The sequence below is a fragment of the Bradyrhizobium sp. GW821-FHT13H05 genome (assembly GCF_058804065.1).
Genome location: NZ_JBXAPO010000006.1, coordinates 324,059 through 348,458, shown reverse-complemented (window position 1 = coordinate 348,458; position 24,400 = coordinate 324,059). Strand labels below are relative to the sequence as shown.

At 65.6% G+C, this 24,400-nt stretch carries 23 protein-coding genes; 6 read left to right on the top strand and 17 right to left on the bottom strand.

Annotation, left to right across the window (positions count from 1 at the left end):
• The first annotated feature begins 90 nt into the window (after positions 1 to 90).
• Genes AC1RR3_RS21160 through AC1RR3_RS21140 form a run of 5 tightly spaced genes read left to right on the top strand, consistent with a single transcriptional unit; the run spans position 91 to position 5,499 of the window.
• The gene (locus AC1RR3_RS21160; RefSeq protein ID WP_492825056.1) at positions 91 to 1,041 is read left to right on the top strand and encodes an ABC transporter permease; all 951 of its coding nucleotides are present in this window, start codon (positions 91 to 93) and stop codon (positions 1,039 to 1,041) included.
• Positions 1,038 to 1,931 (top strand): ABC transporter permease, encoded by an 894-nt coding sequence (locus tag AC1RR3_RS21155; protein WP_492825055.1) that lies wholly within the window; start codon positions 1,038 to 1,040, stop codon positions 1,929 to 1,931. Before AC1RR3_RS21160 ends, AC1RR3_RS21155 begins: the two co-directional genes overlap by 4 nt.
• A 2-nt stretch (positions 1,932 to 1,933) precedes the next feature.
• Entirely contained in the window at positions 1,934 to 2,947 is a 1,014-nt protein-coding gene (locus tag AC1RR3_RS21150; protein WP_492825054.1) for an ABC transporter ATP-binding protein, read from the top strand.
• Complete coding sequence (locus AC1RR3_RS21145) at positions 2,944 to 3,948, top strand: ABC transporter ATP-binding protein (RefSeq protein ID WP_492825053.1); 1,005 nt, start codon at positions 2,944 to 2,946, stop codon at positions 3,946 to 3,948. Before AC1RR3_RS21150 ends, AC1RR3_RS21145 begins: the two co-directional genes overlap by 4 nt.
• A 54-nt stretch (positions 3,949 to 4,002) precedes the next feature.
• Positions 4,003 to 5,499, top strand: a complete 1,497-nt coding sequence (locus tag AC1RR3_RS21140; protein ID WP_492825052.1) for an ABC transporter substrate-binding protein — start codon at positions 4,003 to 4,005, stop codon at positions 5,497 to 5,499.
• A gap of 480 nt (positions 5,500 to 5,979) precedes the next feature.
• Here AC1RR3_RS21140 and AC1RR3_RS21135 read toward each other — a convergent pair whose 3' ends face one another.
• The 10 genes from AC1RR3_RS21135 to AC1RR3_RS21090 form a co-directional block, all read right to left on the bottom strand.
• Positions 5,980 to 7,533 (bottom strand): hydantoinase/oxoprolinase N-terminal domain-containing protein, encoded by a 1,554-nt coding sequence (locus AC1RR3_RS21135; protein ID WP_492825051.1) that lies wholly within the window; start codon positions 7,531 to 7,533, stop codon positions 5,980 to 5,982.
• Positions 7,534 to 7,539: 6 nt separating this feature from the next.
• Entirely contained in the window at positions 7,540 to 8,646 is a 1,107-nt protein-coding gene (locus tag AC1RR3_RS21130) for an S-methyl thiohydantoin desulfurase family protein (RefSeq protein WP_492825050.1), read from the bottom strand.
• Positions 8,643 to 9,329, bottom strand: coding sequence for an AroM family protein (locus tag AC1RR3_RS21125; protein WP_492825049.1), 687 nt, complete (start codon positions 9,327 to 9,329; stop codon positions 8,643 to 8,645). The genes AC1RR3_RS21130 and AC1RR3_RS21125 overlap by 4 nt, the downstream gene beginning before the upstream one ends.
• A gap of 5 nt (positions 9,330 to 9,334) precedes the next feature.
• On the bottom strand, positions 9,335 to 10,405 hold the full coding sequence (locus AC1RR3_RS21120) for an ABC transporter ATP-binding protein (RefSeq protein ID WP_492825048.1): 1,071 nt from the start codon (positions 10,403 to 10,405) through the stop codon (positions 9,335 to 9,337).
• Positions 10,402 to 11,466, bottom strand: a complete 1,065-nt coding sequence (locus AC1RR3_RS21115; protein WP_008132920.1) for an extracellular solute-binding protein — start codon at positions 11,464 to 11,466, stop codon at positions 10,402 to 10,404. Before AC1RR3_RS21115 ends, AC1RR3_RS21120 begins: the two co-directional genes overlap by 4 nt.
• A 29-nt stretch (positions 11,467 to 11,495) precedes the next feature.
• Positions 11,496 to 12,347, bottom strand: a complete 852-nt coding sequence (locus AC1RR3_RS21110; protein WP_492825047.1) for an ABC transporter permease — start codon at positions 12,345 to 12,347, stop codon at positions 11,496 to 11,498.
• A gap of 8 nt (positions 12,348 to 12,355) precedes the next feature.
• The gene (locus tag AC1RR3_RS21105) at positions 12,356 to 13,231 is read right to left on the bottom strand and encodes an ABC transporter permease (protein WP_492825046.1); all 876 of its coding nucleotides are present in this window, start codon (positions 13,229 to 13,231) and stop codon (positions 12,356 to 12,358) included.
• Complete coding sequence (locus AC1RR3_RS21100; RefSeq protein ID WP_492825044.1) at positions 13,228 to 14,010, bottom strand: IclR family transcriptional regulator; 783 nt, start codon at positions 14,008 to 14,010, stop codon at positions 13,228 to 13,230. The genes AC1RR3_RS21105 and AC1RR3_RS21100 overlap by 4 nt, the downstream gene beginning before the upstream one ends.
• Positions 14,011 to 14,194: 184 nt before the next feature.
• Positions 14,195 to 14,821: an alpha/beta hydrolase gene (locus AC1RR3_RS21095; RefSeq protein ID WP_492825043.1), complete on the bottom strand. Its 627-nt coding sequence runs from the start codon at positions 14,819 to 14,821 to the stop codon at positions 14,195 to 14,197.
• Positions 14,818 to 15,756 carry a ring-cleaving dioxygenase gene (locus AC1RR3_RS21090; RefSeq protein WP_492825042.1) on the bottom strand — a complete coding sequence of 313 codons (939 nt, stop codon included), beginning with the start codon at positions 15,754 to 15,756 and terminating at the stop codon, positions 14,818 to 14,820. Before AC1RR3_RS21090 ends, AC1RR3_RS21095 begins: the two co-directional genes overlap by 4 nt.
• Before the next feature lie 129 nt (positions 15,757 to 15,885).
• Between AC1RR3_RS21090 and AC1RR3_RS21085 the strand changes: the two genes are divergently transcribed.
• A complete protein-coding gene (locus AC1RR3_RS21085; RefSeq protein ID WP_492825041.1) occupies positions 15,886 to 16,797 on the top strand; it encodes a LysR family transcriptional regulator in 912 nt (303 codons plus the stop codon).
• An 84-nt stretch (positions 16,798 to 16,881) separates the two neighbouring features.
• On the opposite strand, the gene AC1RR3_RS21080 is transcribed toward AC1RR3_RS21085, so the two are convergent.
• The 7 genes from AC1RR3_RS21080 to cobU all read right to left on the bottom strand — a co-directional run bounded on the left by AC1RR3_RS21080 (position 16,882) and on the right by cobU (position 24,393).
• Positions 16,882 to 17,208 carry a hypothetical protein gene (locus AC1RR3_RS21080; RefSeq protein ID WP_492825158.1) on the bottom strand — a complete coding sequence of 109 codons (327 nt, stop codon included), beginning with the start codon at positions 17,206 to 17,208 and terminating at the stop codon, positions 16,882 to 16,884.
• 347 nt (positions 17,209 to 17,555) lie between these two features.
• Positions 17,556 to 18,437: an alpha/beta fold hydrolase gene (locus tag AC1RR3_RS21075; protein WP_492825157.1), complete on the bottom strand. Its 882-nt coding sequence runs from the start codon at positions 18,435 to 18,437 to the stop codon at positions 17,556 to 17,558.
• Between the two features lie 50 nt (positions 18,438 to 18,487).
• Positions 18,488 to 21,181, bottom strand: coding sequence for a hybrid sensor histidine kinase/response regulator (locus AC1RR3_RS21070; RefSeq protein WP_492825040.1), 2,694 nt, complete (start codon positions 21,179 to 21,181; stop codon positions 18,488 to 18,490).
• On the bottom strand, positions 21,178 to 22,224 hold the full coding sequence (locus tag AC1RR3_RS21065) for an ABC transporter substrate-binding protein (protein WP_492825039.1): 1,047 nt from the start codon (positions 22,222 to 22,224) through the stop codon (positions 21,178 to 21,180). Before AC1RR3_RS21065 ends, AC1RR3_RS21070 begins: the two co-directional genes overlap by 4 nt.
• Positions 22,225 to 22,473: 249 nt before the next feature.
• Positions 22,474 to 23,106: a 5,6-dimethylbenzimidazole synthase gene (gene bluB / locus AC1RR3_RS21060; protein WP_492825038.1), complete on the bottom strand. Its 633-nt coding sequence runs from the start codon at positions 23,104 to 23,106 to the stop codon at positions 22,474 to 22,476.
• A 4-nt stretch (positions 23,107 to 23,110) separates the two neighbouring features.
• Positions 23,111 to 23,893: an adenosylcobinamide-GDP ribazoletransferase gene (gene cobS, locus AC1RR3_RS21055; protein WP_492825036.1), complete on the bottom strand. Its 783-nt coding sequence runs from the start codon at positions 23,891 to 23,893 to the stop codon at positions 23,111 to 23,113.
• Positions 23,890 to 24,393, bottom strand: coding sequence for a bifunctional adenosylcobinamide kinase/adenosylcobinamide-phosphate guanylyltransferase (gene cobU / locus AC1RR3_RS21050; protein ID WP_492825035.1), 504 nt, complete (start codon positions 24,391 to 24,393; stop codon positions 23,890 to 23,892). Before cobU ends, cobS begins: the two co-directional genes overlap by 4 nt.
• Between the last annotated feature and the right edge of the window lie 7 nt (positions 24,394 to 24,400).

Sequence of the window (24,400 nt, the reverse complement as noted above, 5' to 3'; positions counted from 1 at the left end):
CATGCAGCCAAGCCCTTGCGTGCAAAGGACTTGCTTCCGGCGTCCGGACATGATGTTCGTGCCGCGGATGAGCTTTGAACCCGGTCGCGCATGAGCGTATTTGTCCTCCGACGTCTGTTGACCCTGCTGGCGACGCTGGTCGGCGCATCCGTGATCATTTTCCTGGTGCTGGACGCGCTTCCGGGCAATGCCGCGCAGATGCTGATGGGCGCCGACGCCTCGCCGGACGCGGTGCGTGCGCTCACCGTCAAGCTCGGGCTCGACCAGCCGCTGGCGGTTCGCTATCTGCAATGGATCAAGGGGCTCTTGGTCGGCGATCTCGGCAACTCCTATGTCTACGGCACGCCGGTCGGCAGCCTGATCGCGGAGCGGCTGGCGCTGACCATTCCGCTCGCGATCATGTCGATGCTGATCACGGTGACTCTGGCGCTCTCGGCCGGCATCTACACCGCCGCCAACCACAACAAGCTCGGCGATGTCGGCGTGATGTCGCTGACCCAGGTGGGCATCGCGCTGCCGAATTTCTGGTTCGCGATCCTGCTGGTCCTGTTGTTCTCGGTCAGGCTGCAATGGCTCTCGGCCGGCGGCTTCGCCGGCTGGGAAGACGGCATCTTGCTCGGGATCAAATCGCTGCTGCTGCCGGCGATCTCGCTCGCGGTGGTGCAGGCCGCGATCCTTGCCCGCGTCACGCGCTCGGCCGTGCTCGAAGTGCTGCGCGAGGATTTCGTCCGCACCGCGCGCGCAAAGGGCCTCGGCAAGCGCGAGGTGCTGTGGCGCCATGTGCTGCGCAACGCCATGATCCCCGTGATGACGGTGATGGGCCTGCAATTCGCCAATCTGCTCGCCGGCACCATCGTGATCGAGAACGTGTTCTACCTGCCGGGCCTCGGCCGCCTGATCTTCCAGTCGATCGCCAACCGCGACCTGATCGTGGTGCGCAATTGCGTGATGCTGCTCGCGACCATGGTCGTAGCAGTCAATTTCGTGGTCGACGTGCTCTATGCCTTCATCGATCCTCGCATCAAGGTCCACGACCTGTGAGCGCGCCCTTGACCACCCCGATTGACGCAGCGGTCGCGACGCGCCACCTGCCGGCCAAGACCTTCTGGGGCCGCGCGCTGCGCCATCGCAGTTTCGTGCTGGGCGGCACGCTCAGCCTGCTGGTGGTTGCCTCGGCGCTGCTGTCGCTGGTCTGGACGCCGTGGTCGCCTTACGAGATCGACATCGCCTCGAAACTCCGGCCGCCCTCGGCGGCGCATTGGCTCGGCACCGATTCCTTCGGCCGCGACATCGTCTCGCTGCTGCTCGCCGGCGCCCGTTCCACCATCATGGTCGGAATCATCGCGGTCAGCATCGGTCTCACCTTCGGCCTCTGCCTCGGCCTGATCGCCTCGGCGCGGCGCGGCTGGACCGAAGAGATCATCATGCGCTTCTCCGACTTCACCTTCGCCTTTCCGGCCGTGCTCTCGGCGATCATGCTCGCCGCCGTCGTAGGACCCGGCATGGTGACATCGATCGTCGCGATCGGCATTTTCCAGATCCCGACGCTGACCCGGCTGACGCGCGGCTCGGCCAACGCGATCTGGGCGCGCGAATTCGTGCTGGCGGCGCGGGCCTCGGGGAAGGGCAAGTTCCGCATCACCATCGAGCACGTGCTGCCCAACATCCTGTCGATCCTGATCGTGCAGGTCACCACCCAGTTCGCGCTCGCCATTCTCGCGGAGGCCGCTCTGTCCTATCTCGGCCTCGGCACGCAGCCGCCGCAGCCGTCCTGGGGCCGGATGCTGAACGACGCGCAGACGCTGCTGTTCCAGTCGCCGATGCTCGCGGTCTATCCGGGCGCCGCCATCGCGGTCGCCGTGCTCGGCCTCAATCTCCTTGGTGACGGATTGCGCGATCTGCTCGATCCCCGGCTGGCGCGGGAGCGATGACGATGGCCGAGCGCTCCGACATGCCGTTGATCGAAGTCAGCAATCTCGGCGTCCGCCTCAACACCAGCCGCGGGCCGGCGCAGGCCGTGCGCGGCGTCAGCTTCGCCTTGAAGCGCGGCGAGACGCTCGGGCTCGTCGGCGAATCCGGCTGCGGCAAGTCGGTCACCGCGATGTCGCTGATGGGCCTGTTGCCGGACAGCGCAATCGTCACCGGCAGCATCAAGCTCGACGGCAACGAGCTCGCCGGGCTCAAGGATGCGGATTACTGCCGCCTGCGCGGCAACCGCATCAGCATGATCTTCCAGGAGCCGATGACCGCGCTCAATCCGATGCACACGATCGGCCATCAGGTCGCAGAACCCTTGCGGCGTCACAAGAAATACTCGGCGTCGCAGGCGCGGCAGGAGGCCATCGCCTTGCTCGACCGCGTTGGGCTGCCCGATCCTGCGAAGCGCGTCGATGCCTATCCGCACCAGTTTTCCGGCGGCCAGCGCCAGCGCGTCACCATCGCGATGGCGCTCGCCTGCGAGCCCGATCTGTTGATCGCGGACGAGCCGACCACCGCGCTCGATGTCACCATTCAGGGCCAGATCCTCGACCTCATCGCCGATCTCGTCGAGGAGCGCGGCATGTCCATGATCCTGATCTCGCACGATCTCGGCGTCATCGCCGAGAACGTCCAGCGCATGATGGTGATGTATGGTGGCACCGTGGTCGAGAGCGGGCCGACCGACGAGGTGTTCCGCCGCATGGGCCATCCCTACACGCAGGGCCTGTTCCGCGCCCGGCCGAAGCTCGGCGCGCGCAAGGGGACGCGGCTGACGACGATCGCGGGCACGGTGCCGGAGCTCGCGGATCTTCCGGCCGGCTGCACCTTCTCCGCACGATGTCCGCTTGTGATCGATCAGTGCCGCGCGGCGCTGCCGCCGATGGTCGAAGTCGGCGCCGGCCATGGCGTGCGCTGCGTGCGCACCGATGTCTCGATGGCCGCGAATGTCGGGGCGTTGTCCGCATGAGCACCGCGCCTCTTCTCGACGTCAGGGATCTCGAGCAGCGCTACACGCTGCCCCGCGAAAGCCTGTTCCGCCCGCCCGGCCAGGTGCGCGCGCTCAACGGCGTCAGCGTGCAGGTCCAGGCCGGCAAGAGCCTCGGCATCGTCGGCGAGTCAGGCTCAGGCAAGTCGACGTTTGCCCGGGTGGTGATGGCGCTGGAGCGGCCGACGTCGGGGCAGGTCGCGCTGCTCGGCCGCGATCTGAACCAGCTCTCCACCGACGAGCTGCGCCGCGCCCGGCGCGATTTCCAGATGGTGTTCCAGGATCCCTACGGCTCGCTCGATCCGCGCCAGACCATTGCGCGCATCGTGGCCGAGCCGCTCACTGTGCTGGAAGGCGCCGACCGCACCACCTTCCGCGACCGCGTCGCCGCGGTGTTGCGCCAGGTCGGCTTGCGCGATGCCGACATGGACAAATATCCGCACGAATTCTCCGGCGGCCAGCGCCAGCGCATCGCGATTGCGCGCGCGCTGATCACGCAGCCGAAGCTGATCGTCGCCGACGAGCCGGTCTCCGCGCTCGACGTCTCCGTGCAGGCCCAGGTCCTCAATTTGATGCAGGACCTCCAGGAGCAGTTTGGCCTCAGCTACGTCCTGATCAGCCACGACCTCGCCGTCGTCGACTATCTCTGCGACGAGGTTGCGGTGATGTATCTCGGCCGGATCGTCGAGCAGGGCCGCCCCGAGGACCTGTTCGAGCACTGTGCCCATCCCTATACGCGGGCGCTGCTGGACGCTGTGCCGCGGGCGCGCGCCGGCGGCGGACGGCGCCGGCGCGGCGCCCAGGCAATCGCCTCGCAATCGGCGGCCGCCACGGGGTGTCCCTATGTCGCGCGTTGCGCGCTCGCCGACCAGCATTGCCGCGAGGCCCTGCCTGAGCTACGCAAGGTAGGCGGAACGCATCTCGCCGCCTGCCACAAGGCGGAGGCCGTGATGGCGTTGCCGCAGCCTGCTGCGGAGGGTTAGTCTCGGGCGCAGGATTGGCGTAGACTGGGAATTGAGAAGGCAGGGGAGTTACGTATGTTCAGGAAACTATCCATCGTCGCACTCACTGCCGCGCTTTTTGCGGCGCCGCTGCCGGTGCTTGCCCAAAGCAAGAAGGACAGCGTCGTCATGGCGATGACGCTGGAGCCGCCGGGGCTTGATCCGACCAACGCGGCCGCTGCCGCGATCGCCGAGGTCACGCTCTACAACATCTACGAGACGCTGACCAAGATCAGCGAGGACGGCTCCGTCTCGCCCCTGCTGGCCGAGAGCTGGACCGCGTCGCCCGACCTGAAGACCTACACTTTCAAGCTGCGCAAGGGCGTCAAATTCCACAATGGCGAGCCGTTCGACTCTGCCGCCGTGAAGTTCTCGTTCGAGCGCAATGCGGCGCCGACCAGCACCAATAAGGACAGGAGCCTGTTCCAGAGCTTCGAGTCCGTTGCCGCGCCCGACGCCGACACGGTCGTGCTCACCCTGAAAAATTCCGAGCCGAACCTGCCGTTCCTGATGGGACAGGCGAGTGCCTCGATCGTCGAGCCGAAGAGCGCGCCGACGAACGTCACGCAGCCCGTCGGCACCGGGCCGTATCAGCTCGGCGCCTGGGCCAAGGGTTCCTCGATGACCCTGACCAAATGGGCTGACTACCGTAACGCCGCCGCGATCAAGCTCTCGAAGGTGACGATCCGCTTCATCTCCGATCCGTCCGCGCAGACCGCTGCGCTGCTGTCGGGCGACGTTGACGCCTTCCCGCGCGTGTCGGCCCAGCGCACCATCGCACAGTTCAAGGCCGATCCGCGCTTCACCGTGCTGGTTGGCGGCTCCCGCGCCAAGACCATCGTCGCCATCAATCACCGCAAGAAACCGCTCGATGACGTCCGCGTGCGCCGGGCCATCCTCGCCGCGATCGATCGCGAGGCGATGATCGACGGCGCGGTGGACGGGTTCGGCAGGCCGATCGGCAGCTTCTACGTGCCGGGCGCCCTCGGTTTCGTCGACACCACCGGCATCAATCCCTACGATCCCGCGAAGGCCAAGAAGCTCCTCGCCGAGGCTGGCGTCACCACGCCGCTCGAGCTGTCGCTGAAGCTGCCGCCGCCGCCCTATGCGCGGCAGGGCGGCGAGATCGTCGCGGCCCAGCTTGCCAAGATCGGCATCGTCGCCAAGATCGAAAACGTCGAATGGGCGCAATGGCTGTCTCAGGTGTTCGCCGGCACTGGCCCGCACAATTTCGACCTCACCATCATCAGCCATGTCGAGCCGTTCGACCTCGTCAAGATCACCGAGCCGGACTACTATCTCGGCTACAACAACGCGGCGTACAACGCGCTCTACAAGCAGATCGTGTCGACGCCGGATGAGACCGCCCGCGCCAAGCTTCTCGGCGACGCCCAGCGCATGCTGGCCACCGACGCCGTCTCCGCCTACATGTTCCAGCCGCAGCTGATCACCATCACAGCCAAGAAGCTGAAGGGCGTCTGGAAGGACGTGCCACAATACGAGAACGATTTCTCCACCTGGCATTGGGAGTAGGGGCGGCGCGTAGCCCGTTGTTGTGCCCTCTCCGCTTGTGGGAGAGGGCAGCGACACCGGTAGACACGGACTCACCAGGGTGAGAGGTATCTCTCCGCGAGTCTGGAATTGTAGGTTGGGCAAAGGCGCACTTGCGCCGTGCCCACCATCGATCCAACATCGAAGCAGGAGCGTGGGCACGCTTCGCTTTGCCCACTGCTTCCTGCGAACGCTAATCTATCCCCCGCTCGATGGCGAAGCAGGGAGCGTTCTTGGCCGTGCGCGACGATTTCGGAATATTAGCATCATACCCCTGTTTTGCCCGACGAGTCAAATGGCGGGGATGCCCGTTGCTGCACTCTCTCCCCTTGTGGCGAGGGCAGCGACGTCGGGTGAGGGGCCTGTCTCTACCTCGCGGCCTGCCCGCGTAAGCCGTTGATTTTCCTATCCCCGGCTACTGTGCATGGGGTTGTTTTCGCACTTTTTGCCTGGCCGCCCCCGTCACGCCGCCGCAGGCAGGTCCGGATCCGCGATCGCGCCGGCAACACGGACGCGCACGCGCAGCGCGTTGCCGGGCAAATAGGCGATCGGCATGTCCTCGACGTCGACGGTCTTGAGGCTGTCGCGCGCTGCGCCGGCCTGAACGGCCCGGTCGGCTGCGATATCGCGGGCGGCCGCAATCGCGTCCTCGCGGCTGAGGTCGCGGAACACCTGATCGGCTTCGCCGGAGACCTGCGCGATCGCAGCGCCCACCGCATTGGCGCAGTCGCCATGCGGCACGCGCACGATCTCGGAAATGCCGGGCAGGCGATCCGGCACCAGGAAGGCGCCGCCGCCGACCGCGAGCAGCGGCACGTCGCCGGCTTCGGTCTTCATGCGGTCGATGTCTTCCTCGAGCTTGCGCCAGGCATCGCGCATTGCGGCCTCGATCAGCCGTTTCGGCAGATTGGCGACGCGGGAGCGGTCGCCGATGTCGATGAGGCCGGCGGCCACCGCGATGTCGGTGGCGGTGAGGCGCGAGCCGCCGAACACCAGCGCGTCCGAGGTCAGGCGGTAGCCGACGCTGAGCGGGCCGACGCGAACCGGATCCTCGTCGACATGGCTGCCGCCGCCGAGCCCGATCGACAACAGGTCGGGCATGCGGAACAGCGTGCGCACGCCGCCGACTTCGACGACGGCATTGGCCTCGCGCGGGAAGCCGTGTCGGAGCTGGCCGATGTCGCTGGTGGTGCCGCCGACGTCCACAACCATGGCATCGTCGAGGCCGGAGAGATGCGCGGCGCCGCGCATCGAATTGGTGGCGCCCGAGGCAAAGCTCATCACCGGGAACGCAGTGGCGATCTCGGCCTGCATCACGGTGCCGTCGTTCTGGGTCAGGAACAGCGGCGCATCGATGCCGCTGTCGGCGATCGCCTTGCGGAAGGCCGCGACAGTGGTGATGGCGAGGTCGTGCAGGGAGGCATTGAGCAGCGCGGCATTCTCGCGTTCCAGAAGTCCGATGCGGCCGAGATCGTGCGATAGCGTCACCGCGACGTCAGGGCAGATATCGGCGAGGATTTCGCGCGCCGTCGTTTCGCAGGAGGGATCGAGCGGCGAGAAGCTCGAGCACACCGCAACGGAGCGCAGGCCCGCATCCTTGATCTTTCGCGCGGCAGCCTTGAGGCCGGCGATGTCGAGCGGCATGAACGGGCGGCCGTCGTAATCGTGGCCGCCCTCCAGCATGAAAATCTCGCCATTGACGAGGGATGCGAGATCGGTGGGCCAGTCGCAGAACGGCGGCAGCGAGGCGCTCGCGGGCATGCCGATGCGGATCGCGCCGATCTTCTGCACATGGCGGCGCTGCACCACGGCGTTGATGAAATGCGTGGTGCCAATCACGACCGCATCGACCTTCACCGCAGCGGTCGGCTCGGCGCGCAGCGCTTTCAACGCGTCGAGGATGCCCGAGGTGACGTCAGCCGTGGTCGGGCGCTTGACGGAATGAACGACCTTCTCGTCGACGATCAGCACGGCGTCCGTGTTGGTGCCGCCGACATCGATGCCAATACGCTTCATGATAGCTTAAGCTCCAGCCGCAGCGGGCGCGAAGAGGGAACGGAAATCGAGGTCGTAGCCGAAGGCGCGCGGGCCGACGAATTCGAGACCCCGGGTGCTCGTCAGCACCGGCGGTGCGGGCAGGGCGACGACGGTGACGCGCTGGCCGTAGCGGATGGTCTCGGTGCCGATGCCGTGGCCGTTGACACTGTCGAGCACGCAGATCAGGTCGGGCGACGTCGCGATCGCCTCTTCGCCGCGCCAGGCCACGATCCATTCGTTCTGGAACGAGAGCTTGAGCCGGGCGCCACGATCGGCATCGCTGCCGTCGACCATCGCCGTGCCGCGCAAGAACCCTTCGGTGGTGCGCCGGGCGACGTCGACGATCTTGCCGGTGAACAGCTTCTTGCCGCCTTCGGTTTCGAGCAGCGCCGTGATCGGATCCTCGTGACGGCGATTCGCATCCTGCACGGCGCGGCCGATGCGGATCGCCTTGGTGGTGGTGAAATGGATGCCCCAGTCTTTCACCTCGCGCCCGGTGCGCGGCGCCTTGCTGGTCGAGGCGATCGAGCCCATCTCGACGCAGATCTTGCGGCTTGCCCGTTCCATCCACTTCCAGGTCGGCACCTTGGTCACGACTGCTTCGATGCCGCGGGGATCGTAAAGCGTGCAGGGATAGGGACGCAGGTCGCCGATCGCGACCGACGTCATTTGCGCTTCCGGGAAGGCGCGGCCCATGCAGTCGGCGTCCACGACGGGGATGCCGAGATGTGCGGCCGCCATCAGCGCCTGCACGCCGTTGCCGCCGCCGATCTCGACTGACATCACGGCGCGGAACTTGATGTTATTGATCTCCTCCTGCATCCGCACGGCGCGCGCGATATTGCGGCTGTCGGCGAGGCGTTCCTGCCCGACCAGCGGCGCGCCCATGTTGGAGACCACGGCGACCCAATCGTCGTCGTCGAGGTCGAGCGGCGACATCAATTGCACGCGGGTGCCCTCGGCATAGAGCCGGCGCAGATTGAGCAGGCCGAGATAGGGGCTGCCGCCGCCGCCGGTGCCGAGGATCCAGGCGCCGACCGCGAGCGACTCGATCTCATCGAGGCTGATCGTCTTCAACTCGGCTTTGCTCACGAGACCAACTCCTCGACGATACGGGCCGCGGCGGCAATGCCGAGGATCACGGGGCCGGGATAGGATGTGCGCACGCGTGCCTTGTTGGCACTGGTGTAGCTGATGCAATCCATCACCACGAGATCGGGCTCGAGGTCCGCCATCGTGCGCGCGGCTTCGTCGACCGTGGCATCGTCCGAGCCGGGACGCAGCGTGATGCCGACGACCTCGACGCCGTCGCGCTGCCATTTCTTGTCGATCAGCGCGGTCTGCTCGGGGAGCGGCGAGAACACGCCGAGCCGGCCGTTCGGCAGCACGGCCTCGACGAGGTTGTGCAGGATGGCCGAGGGCAGGATGACGAGGCCGTCGGCCGCGAGATTGGGAAATTTGCCGGTGCAGGCCATCAGCGTGACGCCGACGCCTTCGTGCTTGAAGCGGGTGATCTGCTGGCTGGCGCGCCGTTCCACCTCCTTCTTGCTGATGGTGACGCCGTCGCCGTTCGGAAGCAGGGTGAACAGCGTGTCGTAGCCGTCCATCGGCGGGATGGCGTCGATCTCGGCGCGGCTCATGCCGTCGAGCGCGCCGCGCAGCTCGATCTCGATGCCCGGCGTCAGCACGGCGGCGATTTCGGAGGCGACGGTGGGGCGCGGGCTCTGGCCGATCACGACCACCCCGATGCGCTGGTGCTTCAATGGCATGTTCATGTGGTCTAGTCCTTCAAGACGACGAGATCGGCCGGCGTCCAGTCGAGCGTGACACCGTTGCCGGGAACGAACAGGCGGCTCGTGCCTGCATTGGGCTGCTGCACGAGGACGCGATGGCCGCCCTCGAGCGTGATGCGATAGAGCACCGCACCGCCGAGGAAGTTGGTGTTCTCGACGATGCCGTGCGCGGAGCTGCCAGCTGCGGGGGCGGCGTCAGCGCGCGGGATCAGACGAATCTTCTCGGGGCGCAGCGCGACCGAGAGCACGCCGGTGCCGAGCATCTCGGTGGGCGGCAGGGCCAGGAGCAGGCCCTTGCCGACGTCCAGGTTCGGTCCGACGCGCTCGCCGCGAAAGATGTTGGTGTCGCCGATGAAGTCGGCGACGAAGCGCGTGGTCGGCTGATTGTAGATCTCGGTCGGCGTGCCGACCTGCTCGACACGGCCGCCGTTCATCACGGCGATGCGATCGGACATCGCCAGCGCCTCTTCCTGGTCGTGGGTGACGAAGACCAGCGTCAGGCCGAGCTTCTTCTGGAGCTGCTTGAGCTCGAACTGCATCTGCTGGCGCAGCTTCTTGTCGAGTGCGCCGAGCGGCTCGTCGCAGAGCAGGACGCGCGGTGCGATCACGATGGCGCGCGCAAGCGCGACGCGCTGCTGCTGGCCGCCGGAGAGCTGGGCGGGGCGGCGGTCTTCGAGGCCCGACAGCTCGACCATGGCCAGCGCCGCCTTCACCTTGGCCGCAATGGTCGCCTTGTCGAGCCCACGCATGCGCAGGCCGAAGGCGACGTTCTCGGCGACGGTCCGATGCGGGAACAGGGCGTAGTTCTGGAACACCATGCCCATGTCGCGCTTGTGCGCGGGCACATGGGTGATGTCGGCACCGTCGACACGGATCGCGCCCGCGCTCGGCGTCTCGAAGCCGGCGATCATGCGCAGCGTCGTGGTCTTGCCGCAGCCGGACGGGCCGAGCAGAGAGAAGAACTCGCCCTGCCGGATGTCCATCGCGACCGCGTCCACCGCGCGCACGCCGCCGTCATAGATCTTGCTGACGCCGGCGATTTCGATCGACGCGCTCATGCGCGGAAGATCCGGTTGACGCGCTGGTCGATCTCGTCCTTGCGCTCGTTGTACCACTTCCAGTCGACCTGGATCAGCTTCGAGACCTTCTCCGGCGTCGTGAGCAGCTTGGCGTCGTATTTGGCGTCGAGCTTCACCTTCTTGTTGGCCGGCGAGTACCACACGGTCTCGGCAAGGCGCTTCTGCACCTCCGGACGGAGCATATAGTTCACATAGGCGTTGGCGAGCTCCTTCATCTTGCTGCCGGGCGTGATGGTCAGAACCTGCTCCAGTGACAGCACGCCTTCGCTCGGCGAGACGAAGTCGGTTGGCTGGTTCTGCCCGTCATAGCGGTAGATGCCGGAATCGTGGATGACGCAGAGGCCGACCTCGCCCGACAGCAGCATCTTCTCCATCGCGCCGGTGAAATCGACGATCTTGATCGGCTTCAGCTTCTCCAGCGCCGTGTAGGCGGCGTCGAGATCGAGCTGGCCCTTGCCGAACAGTGTGCCGCACATCATCAGGAAAGCCTGGCCGAGGCTGTTGACGGGAATCACATAGCCGCCGCGGACGCCGTTGTATTTCGCGTCCCACAGCTCCTTCCAGGAGGTGATGCTGCCATAGCCCTTGTCGGTGCGCATGCCGAGGCCGATGGCGCTGGTGAAGATCGAGACACCGACGATCTTGTCGCTGATGGCATAGGGATAGACGTCGGCGAGGTTCGGCACCAGCTTGGGATCGATCTTCGGCTCGACCAGGCCCATTTCAGCGGCAGCCCACTGCTCGTTGGAATTGGTGTGCATGACGTCATAGATCGGCGCCGAGCGCGAGCTCGCCTGAAGCTTCGGCAGATAGGGGAAGGCGGAATCGATCTGGAGCTTGCACTTGAACTCGCTCTCGAAGGCGGGGCCGATCTCGGCCTTCATGATCTCGCCCCACTTGCCGCCCCAGCCGGTGATGCGCAGCGTCGGATCGTCGGCGCGCGCGACGTAAGGAGCAGCAATGGTGCCGATGCCGAGCGAGGCGCTTGCGGTCAGAAAGCGGCGGCGGCTGAACCGTGACGATCCCAGAGCTTTCATCATGTGTCGATTCCTTCGGATGCAATGAGCGGTTACAATTTGACGTAGGAGCGCAGGCCGACCGTGCGGTCGAGCCCGATGACGACGACAAAGGCCAGCACGATCGAGACCACCGAGGCCGCGCCGATGGTGCCGTCCAGATCGAATTTGAGATAGTTGAACAGCGTGACCGGCAGCGTCTCGTTGCCCGGTGAGACCAGGAACAGCGACACCGGAAACTGGTCGAATGAGACGATGAAGGCGAAGATCGCGCCCGCGAGCACGCCCGGCTTGATCAGCGGCAGCGTCACCTCGAAGAAGGTGCGCAGGGGACTTGCACCGAGATTTTGTGCGGCCTCCTCCAGGCGCGTATCGAAGTTGTGCAGAACGGCGAGCGTGGTGCGGACCACATAAGGCAGCGTCACCAGCGTGTGGCCGGCAACGAGGCCCCAGGTCGGCCGTCCCACGTCGAGCAGCACATAGGTCTGGAACAGCGCGAGGCCTGTCAGGATCGCCGGCAGCATCAGCGGCGAAAGCATGGTCGCCACGATCAGCCGCGTGCCCGGCAGATTACCGCGCGCGAGCGCCAGCGCAGCAGAGGCGCCGAGGATCGTCGCGGACAAAGTGGTCAGCACGGCGACCTCAAGGCTGAACCAGAGCGCGTGCATGAAGTCGCGTGAGGCGAAGAACTTTTCGAACCAGCGCAAGGATACGCCGACCGGCGGAAACTGGATGAACGGCGTCGGGTTCAGCGCGAACACGACGACGATCGCGATCGGCGCCAGCAGGAAAATCAGGATGGCGATGTTGATCGCGAGATAAAGGTAACGACCGTAACGCCGGGGGGCGGCCGTCCGCACGGGCGCTGCTCGCTCGGCTGCCGCGATTGAGGTGGAGCTGCTCATCGCCGGCCTCACTGCAATTCGCGCTGGCCGGAGACGAGGCCGAGCGCGCGGTTATAGGCAATGACGAGCAGAAGCGAGATCACGAGCAGCACGATACCCAGAGCGGCCGCGAAGCCGACATTGAAATTCGCCGAGATCTGCTGGTAGATCAGGATCGGCAGCGTCATGATCTGGAAGCCGCCGAGCAGGATCGGCGTGACATAAGCGCTGATCGCCAGTGCGAACACCAGCAGCGAGCCGGCGAGGATGCCGGGCAGGCTGAGCGGCAACGTCACCTCGATGAAGGCGCGCAACGGGCTTGCGCCGAGATTTTCGGCGGCCTGCTCCAGCCGCTCGTCGATGCGGCCGATCACACCGGTCAGCGTCAGCACCATGAAGGGCACATAGATGTGGACGAGGCCGACCACGATGCCTGTTTCGGTGTACATCAGCTTCAGCGGCTGGGCGATGAGGCCGAGCGACATCAGGGTCTGGTTGACCACGCCCTTGTCGGACAGCAGCGTCATCCAGGCGAAGGTGCGCACCACGATGCCGGTCAGCATCGGCGCCAGCACCGCCATCAGCAGCAGCGCATGCCCGGTGCGGCTCTTGATGCGCGCCATCCAGTGCGCCAGCGGATAGCCGATCGCAAGCGCGACCAGGGTGGTGACAAGCCCGATGCGGATCGTGGTCCAGATCACCTCGAGATAAAAGGGATCGTCGATCATGCGGGCGTAGTGACGCGTGGTGAAGGCGACCTTCGGCATCACCACCGGATTGCCGGTGAGCACGCTCATGGTCGCCATCAGCCCGATCGGCAGGAAGAAGAACAAGGCAAACAGCAGCGCGCTCGGCAGAATGAAGAGCGCAAGGCCGTTGGGGCGTTGGGCGGCGGTGCTGCTCATCGCGTTCCCGTCTTTACGCGCGCGGCGTCTTGATCGAGCGGGTCGCCGGTCATGCGCCGCAGCTTTGCGGCCATGGCCGCGAGCTCACGGCGAACATTGGCGCGCTCGGCGGCGGTGGTCGCCTGCACCGAATAGGACACCGCGATTCCGATCATCTCGCCGGTCTCGCCGCTCTTCAACGCAAAGCCTTGCGAGCCGACGCCTTCGATTGATTCGTCCCCGGCCTCGGATACGCCGGTACCGCGGATCTCGTTCAGGCGCGCCATCAACTGCTTGAAGTTCTGCGGCGAGTTGCGCGGCAGCTTTGGATAGGTCGCGGGCACCCGCGCGCGGATGTCCTCGTCGGAGAGGCGCGCCAGCATGGCGCGGCCGTTCGAGGTCGCAAGCGCCGGCGTGCGCTGGCCCGGCGGATTGACGACGCGCAGGGGATTCGAACCTGGCACGATTCTCAGCACGACCTGCTCGTAGCCGTCGAGCACGGCGATGTAGCCGGTGTGTCCGGTGCGGGCGCAGACCTCGCGCAGCTCGCGTTCGGCCATGCTGATGAGGTCGTCATGGGCGCGGTGCAGCCGGCCAAGTTCGAAGGTGAGCAGACCCGGCCGATAGCGGCGGGTGTGCGGGTCCTGTTCGAGCAGGCCGCAATCGCGCAAGGAGCGCAGCAGCCGCGAGGTCGAGCTCTTCGGCTTGCCGGTCAGCGCCATCACGTCCGCGAACGACAGATCTGGCCGCGCGCTGGAGAAGCAGCGGAGAATCTCAATCGCGTTCGTCAAGGCACTCATGGGCGGTGGTCCAAGGTAGTTCCAAAATGCGGAACCTTGTCCCAAATTCTAAGCCTGACGCGAAAACGGGCAAGCGGAAATTTCGCGCAGGCTGGCGCCCGATTGCGCAGCTGTGGCGGAAGGTCGCTTGTTGGGATTTCAAAAACGGCGCACCGCAATTTGGCGGTGCGCCGTTCCTTTCGGATCAGGCCGCTTCGGCGGCGACGTTGCCGATCCAGTCGCGGGCGAGCGTCACGTCGGCTTGCGACAATTGATGGCCCGCCGGTAGGACCTTGTGAGTTACGCTGGCGCCCGCCTGCGACAGCAGCGCTGCGAGGTGTGCCGAGTTGTTGGCCGGCACAATTGGATCAGTTTGGCCGGACAGGAGGAGGACGGGCTTGCTGCGAAGCTCGGCCTTGGGCGGATCCGACAGCGGCACCATGGCGCGCAGCAGGATCGCGCCCGCCAGTATGTTCGGCTTCAGCAGCAACAGCGCGGCTGCGATGTTGGCGCCGTTCGAGAAGCCGACAGCAACGGGCGCGACGATTCCGTAGCGCTGCCGCGCCTCGCTAACAAAGTCGCCGAGTTCGAGCGCGCGCCGGCGCACGTCCTCCTCGTCGAATACGCCCTCGGCCAGACGACGGAAGAAGCGCGGCATGCCGTGTTCGAGCACGCGGCCGCGCGGCGAGAGCAGGGCGGAGCCGGGCGAGATCATCTTGCCGAGCCCGAGGAGGTCGTTCTCGTCGCCGCCAGTGCCGTGCAGCAGCAGCAGTGGAGGAGAGCCCGCGCTTGTCGCGGGCTCGAAACGATGGATGAATGCACTCTCGGTCATGACGCGGTCTCTTCCAAATTCGGCAGCACGTCTTCGATCTGCTTGCGGTGGGGTTCGAGGAAGCCGGGCAGCTTCAGGTCGCGCCCGAGCGTCGCGACTGGCTCGTCGACGGCGAAGCCGGGGATGTCGGTCGCGATCTCGAACAGCACGCCGCCGGGCTCACGGAAATAGATCGAGCGGAAGTAGTTGCGGTCCTTCTGCTCGGTCGGACGCAGGCCGTGATTGCTGACAAGCTTCTGCGCCATCCGGCCCTGTTCGGCATCGTCAGCCGCTCGGAAGGCAATGTGGTGCACCGAGCCGCCGCCCTGATGCCCGCGCAAAAAGCCCTTGGCCTCGTAGATGTCGACGACGCTGCCTTCGACATTATCAGGTGCCTTGAAGCGGATCACCGATCCCTCGCGTCCGGTCTCCTTGAAGCCGAACACGTCGGTGAGCACGGCCGCCGTCTTCGCCGCGCTGTCGAGCAGTAAGGTCACGCCGTGGAAGCCGCGGATGGCGTGCTCGGCCGGCACGTCGCCATTGCTCCAGCCGGGCTCGTTCTCGGCGCCTGGTACCCCGACCAGCGCGAGCGCCATGCCATCAGGATCGGTGAACGGCAGCACGGATTCTCCAAAACGCTTCTCCAGCGCCTCGTAAGCAATGCCCTTCTCGATGAAGCGCTGCGTCCAGTAGCCGAGTGAGCGCTGCGGCACGCGGAAGGCGGTCTGATGGGTCTCGCCGACACCGCGACGCCCGGCCGGCGCGCCGGCCCAGGGGAAGAAGGTCAGGATGGTGCCGGGACGGCCGGTCTCGTCGCCATAATAGAAATGATAGGTGCCGGGATCGTCGAAATTGACCGTCTTCTTGACGAAGCGCAGGCCGAGATCCCGGGTGTAGAAGCCAAAATTGCGGATGGGATCGCCGGCGATCGCAGTGACATGGTGCAGTCCAGACATTGTCGTCCTCCTGAATTCGGGGAGCGGTCTTGCTCTGCCCGGAAATATCGTTCCGCTTTGGATTGGAGACAATCCATGCAAATATGACGTCTATGTCTACGATTTGGAAACAATCGCTGGAGATGGCCTTTGGATAAGGTCGCCAGCCTTCGGGCCTTCGTGAAGGTGGTCGAGAGCGGCAGCTTTGCGGAAGCCGGCCGCCAATTGCGGCTCTCGCGTTCGGCGATCAGCAAATACATCGCCGACCTCGAGGAGAGCCTCGGGGTGCAACTGCTGAACCGGACCACCCGCCATGCCAGCCCGACCGAGAACGGCCAGCGCTATTTCGAGCGTGCGGTCGTGATCCTCTCGGAAATCGAGGCCGCCGACCAGGCGGTGACGCAGGCACAGTCGGCGCCACGGGGACTGTTGCGCGTCAATGCGCCGATGTCGTTCGGCACGATGCGGCTGGGGCCGGTGCTGGCCGATTTCATGGCGCGATACCCGGAGCTTCAGCTCCAGATCGTGCTCAGCGACGATTTGCTCGATCCCGTCCAGGACGGTTTTGATGTGACGTTGCGGATTGCGGAGCTGGAATCATCCAGCCTGATCGCGCGCAAGATTATGCCTGTGGCGCGCATGATCTGCGCTTCGCCGGATTATCTCGCGCGTCACGGCACGCCCAAACATCCGCAGGATCTGCGCGAGCACGCCTCGCTGACCTACGGCTTCCTGCTCACCGGCAATCAGTGGAAGCTCACCGGCGCCGACGGCGATCACTGGATCCAGCCGGCCTGGTCGCTCTGCGTCAACAATGCCGAGGTGCTGCGCGATGTCGCGATCAAGGGCAGAGGCCTGGCGCTGCTGCCGGAGTTCATCGCTGCCGACGCTTTGCGGAAAGGCGAGCTGCGGACAGTGCTGGACAACTACCTGGCGCCGCCGCTCGCGCTTTATGCGGTCTATCCGCCGACCCGGCATCTGTCGGTGAAGGTGCGGCTGTTCATCGATTTCCTGGTCGAACGGTTTGGCCGCGAGGAGGAGGCGGGCGCGAGGACGCGTTGAGGCTGGGAGACGCGTCACGCGGTAAGCCCGGCACAAGTGCGAAAAGATCGGAGGGCAGCCTGAGGCGCCTTTGCGGACATCGATTCAGAGACCACGATCCCTATGCAGCCACTCCCGGCGGTTCCAATTGGCGCTGCGACAGCCGATTGTAGCGCAATTGTATCGATTATCGTCCGTTTGAACCAGACAGATCAGGGCTTTGCCCAAGAGCAGAGAATTTCTCGCCTGATACTCAATGATATCCAAAACAGCGTGCGCAAAGTCGCTGTCCGCCGCGACAAGTCGGTGAAAGCCTTTCAGGATCAAAGCACTTCGACCAGTGTTGGCGAATGGATACTCCCGGAAGCCATCGTTCAGCGCGTCTAAATTGCCTCGCCACGGACCGTATCCGAATTGCTCCTCCCAATGCAGGATCTCCGACAGCTGCGTTTGAAAGCTCTGCTTATCGTTGTTGCACGTTACCTCAGAGATCTCATAACCCAGTTGCTTCAGATCTTCCTTTGCGGCGCAAAGAACGGTCGGGTCCTAGAATAGTGTGACAGCTCCGTTTTGCAGGAGAATCCAATCGGCGCGATCCATGTCTGCGTCAGTAAACATCACACCACGGTATCAGGTGTTCCGACTGCTTTCCACGTTTGGCAATGCAGGCGCCATGAAGCGCGATGACCGCAATGGGGCACTAGCGGAAGCCGCGCTCGGGTCCTGACGGTCCGCTCAGGGAAAAGCCGAGCCGAGACACGTCAGCCCGGCTCTGCGTCCTATTTCCTGCCCTCAAGGAACTGGCGTACCGCCTTGATGGTCGCCTGCGGATCCTCTTCCATCAGCCAGTGTCCGGCGCCCGGAATCACGACCTCGGTGACGTCAGTCGCCGCATTCCGCATCACGACGGCCTCCATCGCGCCGAAGGACTTTTCGCCGCCGACGGCGAGCACGGGAATGGTCAGCTTGGTTGCGATCGCCTTCTTGTTGTCCTCGGCATCGGTGCGGATCGCCCTGAACTGCGCGAATGCCGCGTGCATCGCGCCCGGCCGCGCATAGAGTTCTGCGTAGTGCCGGCGCGTCGCTTCCGCGACCTTGGAGGGTGTACCCGCAAATTCATTCCAGAAGCGGTCGAGGTAGACGCGCTCGCGGCCCTTGACCAGCCGCTCCATGTCGGGGCCGCCGAAATCAAAGTGCCAGAGCTGCGGACTGCGAACGACCTCATCCCACGGTGGCACCCCGGGCACCGGCGCATCCATGACAACCAGCTTCTCGGTCAGGTCGCGGTATCGGGCTGCATAGGCATAGGCCACCATGGTTCCGATGTCGTGGCCGACGACGGCGGCTTTTCCGATGCCGAGCGCAGCCAGAACCGCTCGCAGATCGGCTGCCTGGGTCCATTTGTCGTAGCCATTATCGGGCTTGCTCGAGAGGCCCATGCCACGCAGATCAGGCACGATCACGGTGTGATCGCGCGCAAGATCCGCGCCGAGCTTTCCCCACATGTCGCCGGTATCGCCAAAGCCGTGGATCAGGATTACAGCAGGCCCCTGGCCGCCGATGCGCACATGAAGCTGCGTGCCGTTGGCCGCGATTGTTCTGGTTTTAAAGGTGGAAGGGAATTGTTCGATCTCGGCGCGCGCGGCCGGAGCGAGCAGCATGAGAAGAATAGCGAGGTATCTTGCGCGCACGGGCGACTCCATCCTGTATTTCAGTGGATGACCGTACGCTGTTCGTCAGGCCGCAGCAAATTGTCCAGCGCATTCATCGAGGCATCCAGAATCGCAGCGAGTTCTCGCGCGGCGCTCTCGCTCTCGTGGGGAGACATCGAGCCAACCGTCAGCTCCACCTCGCGGCAGTGCTCGAACAGACGGACAAGGCCGAGCGCGCTCGCCGCGCTGCCGAGCTGGTGGGTGAATCGCGCGAGCTGCTTGTGATCTCCATCCGAGGCGGCTTTGGCGATGTCCTTGATCAGCTTGTCGCTGGTCGCCCCCAGCAGCTGATGCAGCTTTTCGATTTGCGCGGGGCCGAGCAGCTCCCGCTGGTCGTCGAGGAAATGACGGTCGATCAATGCGCCGGCCGCGAGCTGTGCTGCGGCCGGCTCGTCCGGGGTGTCCTCGATCGCCTCGCGCAGCGCGTTGATCAGGATCGGCTTGCTGACGATCCTGGCGATGCCGGCGCCTGCGAGCCGTTCGCGGGCGCTGGCGGACACGTCGGCGGTCACAGCGATGATGCGCGGCATCTGTGGCAGATCGAGCTTGCCGATCCGCGACGCCGCCTCGACGCCGTCCATGTCGGGCATGTGCAGATCCATCAGGATGATGTCGAATGCCTGATCGCGGGCGAGCGCGACGGCCGATGCGCCGTTCGTGGCGATCGTGGGACGGTGGCCGAGCCGGTTCAGGATCGCTTCGCCGACCTCGCAATTGACGGGATCGTCGTCGACCAGCAGCACGCGGAGCTGCCGCGACGGCGGCGGGATCGCACCTTGCGCGATACCGCTCGCGGCGCGGCCAAGCGGCACTTCAAGCGTGAATGTGCTGCCGGCTCCCGGCGTGCTCGCAACCGTCAGCTCGCCGCGCATCAGGCGCGTCAGCCGCCGGGCGATCGCAAGACCAAGGCCGGTGCCGCCGAACCGCCGCGCGATGCTGTCGTCCGCCTGGACGAAATCCTCGAAGATGCGCTCGTGCATGTCGGCTGCGATGCCGATGCCGGTATCGCGGATCGTGACGTGCAGCAGGGTGTTGTCGTCATGCTGCTCCGCCGACGCGGTCAGGCCGATCCCGCCGCTCGGTGTGAACTTGATGGCATTGCCGATCAGATTGAGCAGGATGCGATTGAGCCTGACAGGATCGCCGTGCACGGAGGTATTGACCGTCGCATCGCAGGCGAGGTCGAAGGTCAGGCCCTTGCCGAAGGCTTGCGGGCGCATCAGATCGGCGGCGGTCTCGATCAGCTGGTCGAGACGGAAGTCGCGCGTCTCCAGCGTTTCAGCGCTGGCCTCGAGGCGGGCATATTCGAGGATGGCATCGACCAGCGCGATCAGCGTTTCGCCCGAGGCGGCGGCGGTGGCGAGGTGGCGGCGTTGCGCTTCGCCGAGGCTGCCGTCATCCAGCAATTGCAGCACGCCCATGACGCCGTTGAGCGGTGTGCGCAGTTCGTGGCTGACGACGGCGAGGAAGCGCGACTTGGTTTCGTTGGCCTGTACGGCAACGCTGCGCGCGCGCTCGGCGGCGTCATGCTCGGCAAGGGCGTGATCGCGCGCCTTCTCGAGCTCGGAGGTCCGCTCGACGACCTTGCGCTCGAGCGTTGCGTAGGATTCGCGCAAGTGAGCGGCCATCCGGTTGAACTGGTCGCCGAGCGCCTCCAGCTCGTCGCCGGTCTTGATCGCGAGGCGCAGTCCGAGATCGCCGCTGCCGATCCGCCGCGCGCCTTGCGTCAGGATCTGGATCGGCACCGTCATGCGCCGGCTGAGAACGAGGGAGACCAGCACCGCGCAGGCCAGCAGAACGACCAGAAGAAATGTCGATCGGCCGATCGACGCGTAGATCGGCGCATAAGCCTCGGTGAGCGGAAGCTCGACGAACACCAGCCAGCCGAGCGAGGGCACCGTCGCATAGGTCGACAGCACGCGTTGGCCTGACAGGTCCTCCTTGACGAGGCCGCCCGAGGGCGGGCCGACTCCGTCGAGCGCGGCCCGCACGTCAGCGTGGCCGGACAGATCGCTGCGGCGAAGCGCCGGCCACAAATCGGGATGCGCGATCAGGACCCCCATGCGATCGACCACATAGGCCTTGCCGGTGTTGCCGACCCTGATCCCCGCGACGAGGTCCCAGATGAAGCGCAGATTGACTTCGGCGACGACCACATTGGGCGCAGGACCGGTCCCTCGCGTGGCGATCGTCATGAACGGCTCGGTATCGCCGAAGAAGTAGACCGGCCCGTAATGGGCCCGGCTTTCATTCGCGCCGCGGAAGGCGGCCGAGGCGGAGAGGTCGATCTTGCTGCCGACCCTGTCCGCGACGCGGCGCGACACGCGCACCTGTTCGCGGCCCTGCGCATCGAGCTCGGTGATTTCCGCGATCGCAGGCGAAAGACGCAGCAGGCGGATGGCGTTCAGGCGATCGTCTTCGTTGGTCGACAGCTCCGGGGGCAGGCGCGAGAGCCACCTGATCTGGTTTTCGATCTGGCCGATGAACTGGCCGATCTGGATGGCCGCGGACGCTGCCTGCTCGCGCTGGGTGGCCGCGAGGAGCTGCTTCTGCTCGCGATAGGAGAACCAGACGTCGAAGCCGGTGCTGATGGCGAGCGCGGCAAAGGCGAGGGCGACGATCGAGTAGAGATATTTGCGGAACAGCCGGCCGGGAGGCGTCCGCAAATGTCCCTGGTCGATCGTCTCGTTCACTCGCGGATCTCGTCGGCGCGCGCGAGCAGCGTGAACGGTATCGTCAGTCCAAGCGAGCGGGCGACCGTGCGGTTGATCAGGAGCTCGTATTTGCGCGGCGATTGCACCGGCAGATCACCGGCCTTGGTGCCGCGCAGGATGAGATCGACATAGTCGGCCGAGCGCACCTCCAGCGTCGGCCCGTAGCTCATCAACCCGCCCGCATCCATGAAGTAATGAAACGGATAGATCATGGGGACGCGATATTTCGCCGTTGCCGCGATGACCGCCTGCCGGTTGATGACCAGGAAGCTGTCGACGAGCGAGATCATCGCCGCCCTCGGCGGTTCGGCAAAGCGGCTGATTGCTCCCTCGATGTCCGCTGGCGCGCCGACCGGGGCGAGGACCACGCCCACGCCTGCTGCCGAAGCTTCCTGCTCGACGGAGTCGAGGTAGAAACGTCCGCCGCGCGGCGTTGTCGCCGGATTGTACAGGACACCCACGCGCGCGATGTCAGGCACGGCCTCGCGGATGAGCTGAAGCCATTTGCCGCCCATCTCGGCGGTGCTGCTGGTGAAGCCGGTGACGTTGCCGCCGGGATGGGCGAGACTTTCGACGAAGCCGTTGCCGACCGGGTCGTTCGCGGTCGCAAAGACGATCGGGATCGTCTTGGTGACGGCCATGACGGCCGCGGTTTCGACCGTCGAGCCGGTCAGGATGACGTCCGGCTTGAGCTCGATGAGCTCGCGGACCGCGGTCTTCATCTTGTCCGGCCCGCCGAACGTCGAACGAATCTCGAAACGGAAATTGACCCCTTCGACCCAGCCTCGCTGCTTCAAGCCTGCAATGAGACCGCCGAGGCGAGAGGTGACGTTGCCGTCGGACATGTTCCTTCTGGTCAACTCGTCGTCGAGCGACAAGCTCGTCAGCGAGGCGACGATGCGCATGCGATCCGGCGTTGCGCCGAGCGCAATGAAGCTCGCGGCGGCTGTGCCCGCGAGCCGAAGGAAATCGCGGCGGGCGACCGCCGGCACAACGCGGGCAGGAGCGGACCGCTCGGTCATGAAATGTTTCGCAAAAGTTGTCCCTGGGCCTGTGCATATCGCGAAAGGCTAACGACCACAATTGATGAAAAATGCGCGTGTGAATGTTCATTCGCAGCCACGGGCAGCCCGATACCGTGTCCCGACGCGGCAAAGGAGGCGCAGTTCACCGTTAACTTCAGTCAGCCGGTCCAGGTAACGCAGAATCCGGCTGGCGCAGTTCAATGCCGCCGAACTCGAAGGCAAGAGGGTGAGTGGCTTCGCAGCCTGCTAGCGCCGCAGCGTAAATTCCCCCGCGCGGCGCCGGTGCTCCCATTTCGCCTGCTCGAGCTCAGGCTGGTCGCATTCGACTTCCGGATAGCCGATGCAGAGATAGGCGATGAACTTCCAGGTATCGGGTACGTCGAGAATGGCGTGAATGCGATCCGGGTTCAGGATCGAGACCCAGCCGAGCCCGACGCCTTCCGCGCGCGCGGCGAGCCACATCGCGGTGATCGCCGCGACCACAGAATATTCCGTCGTTTCCGGCATCGTCGCGCGGCCGAGGCCGTGGCCGATGTCGCCGGTCTTGTCGGCGAACACGGCGAGGTGGCCGGGGGCCTGTTCGAGGCCCGACAGCTTCAGCGTGGCATAGCGCGCGGCGCGTTCGCCGGAATAGCAATTCAGCGCGTCCGCGTTGCAGGCTTTGAAATCGTCGATCACGGCGTGGCGCCTTGCAGCGTCATCGACGATGACGAAGCGCCAGGGCTGGCTGAGGCCGACCGAGGGTGAGAGACAGGCGGTTTCGATCAGGCGATCGATTGCGCCCACCGGCAGCGCATCGCTGCGGAAGCGCCGCACGTCACGGCGCCACACGAACAGCTCGCGCAAGCGCTGGCGGAAGGTGTCGTCGAACTCGACCATGGGGTCAGTGTCCCATCTGGAAGGCCGCGGCAACCAGCAGGATCAGGATCTCGCCGAGCTGCTCGAAGGCCCCAAGGATGTCGCCGGTTTGTCCGCCGATCTGGCGGATGGCAAGTCGCGCCAGCAGCAGCCCGGCGAGCGACAGCAGGATCAGGCCGGCCAGGGCCTTGCCCGGGCCGAGCGCAAACGCGAGGGCAAATGTCCCAACAGCGAAGGCGACGGCGACGCTGCGGCCCGGCGGCGTGCCTGCACCCGCCGACAGACCGTCAGGCCGTGCCGGTGGGACCAGAGACATGAAAGCCGGCACGCCCGCGCGGGCAGCCGCGTGCGCGGCGCATAGTGCGAGCGTGACGGCCCACGGACTGGCGAGTGCGGCGAGCGCGCTCCACCGCAGTCCGAAGGACAGGATCAGTGCGCAGACACCATAGGTCCCAATGCGGCTGTCGCGCATGATCTCCAGCTTGCGCTCGCGTGTCCGGCCGCCGCCGAGCCCGTCGGCGGTATCGGCAAGCCCGTCCTCGTGCAGCGCGCCGGTGATGAGCGCGGTCGTGGCCAGTGCGAGCAGGGCGGCAAGGTTCGGCGTCAACCCCAACCGGCTGGAGATCTTGTAGGCCACAGCGCCCGCGAGGCCGACCATCAGTCCGGCAACCGGCAACGCCCAGGCCGCTCGTGCCATGGCGCCGTCGCCCGCGGGCTTCGACGATGCCACAGGAAGGATCGTCACGAACGATGCCGCCATCCTGAGATCGGCAATGACGTCTTTCAAAAATTCGGCGCGCGGCATCATTTCAGTTTCATCGGCAAGCCGGCGACGACGAACTCGACCTCGTCGGCGACATCAGCGATGGTCTGGTTCATGATCCCGGCGGCGTCGCGAAAGCTGCGCGCCAGCGCGTTGTCGGGCACGATGCCGAGGCCGACCTCGTTGGTCACGAGCACGACCGGGCTTTTCAGGTGGGGCAGGGCGCCAGCGAGCTCTTTCACGTCGTGCTCCCAGTCGCGCTCGGCATGCATCAGGTTGGAGAGCCACAGCGTCAGGCAGTCGACCAGCCGCGCGCCGAGGCCATCGGTCGCAGCCAGCGCCTGCACGAGATCGAGCGGCACTTCGCGCTCGGTCCAGCCTGTTCCGCGTCGCGCGCGATGCCTTGCGATGCGATCTTCCATTTCCGTATCGAGCGCCTCGGCCGTCGCGACATAGACGGGCTGGCCCGGGAAGGCGCGCGTGCGCATTTCCGCACGCTTGCTTTTGCCCGATCGCGCTCCGCCCGTGATCAAGATGACGGCCATGAAAGTC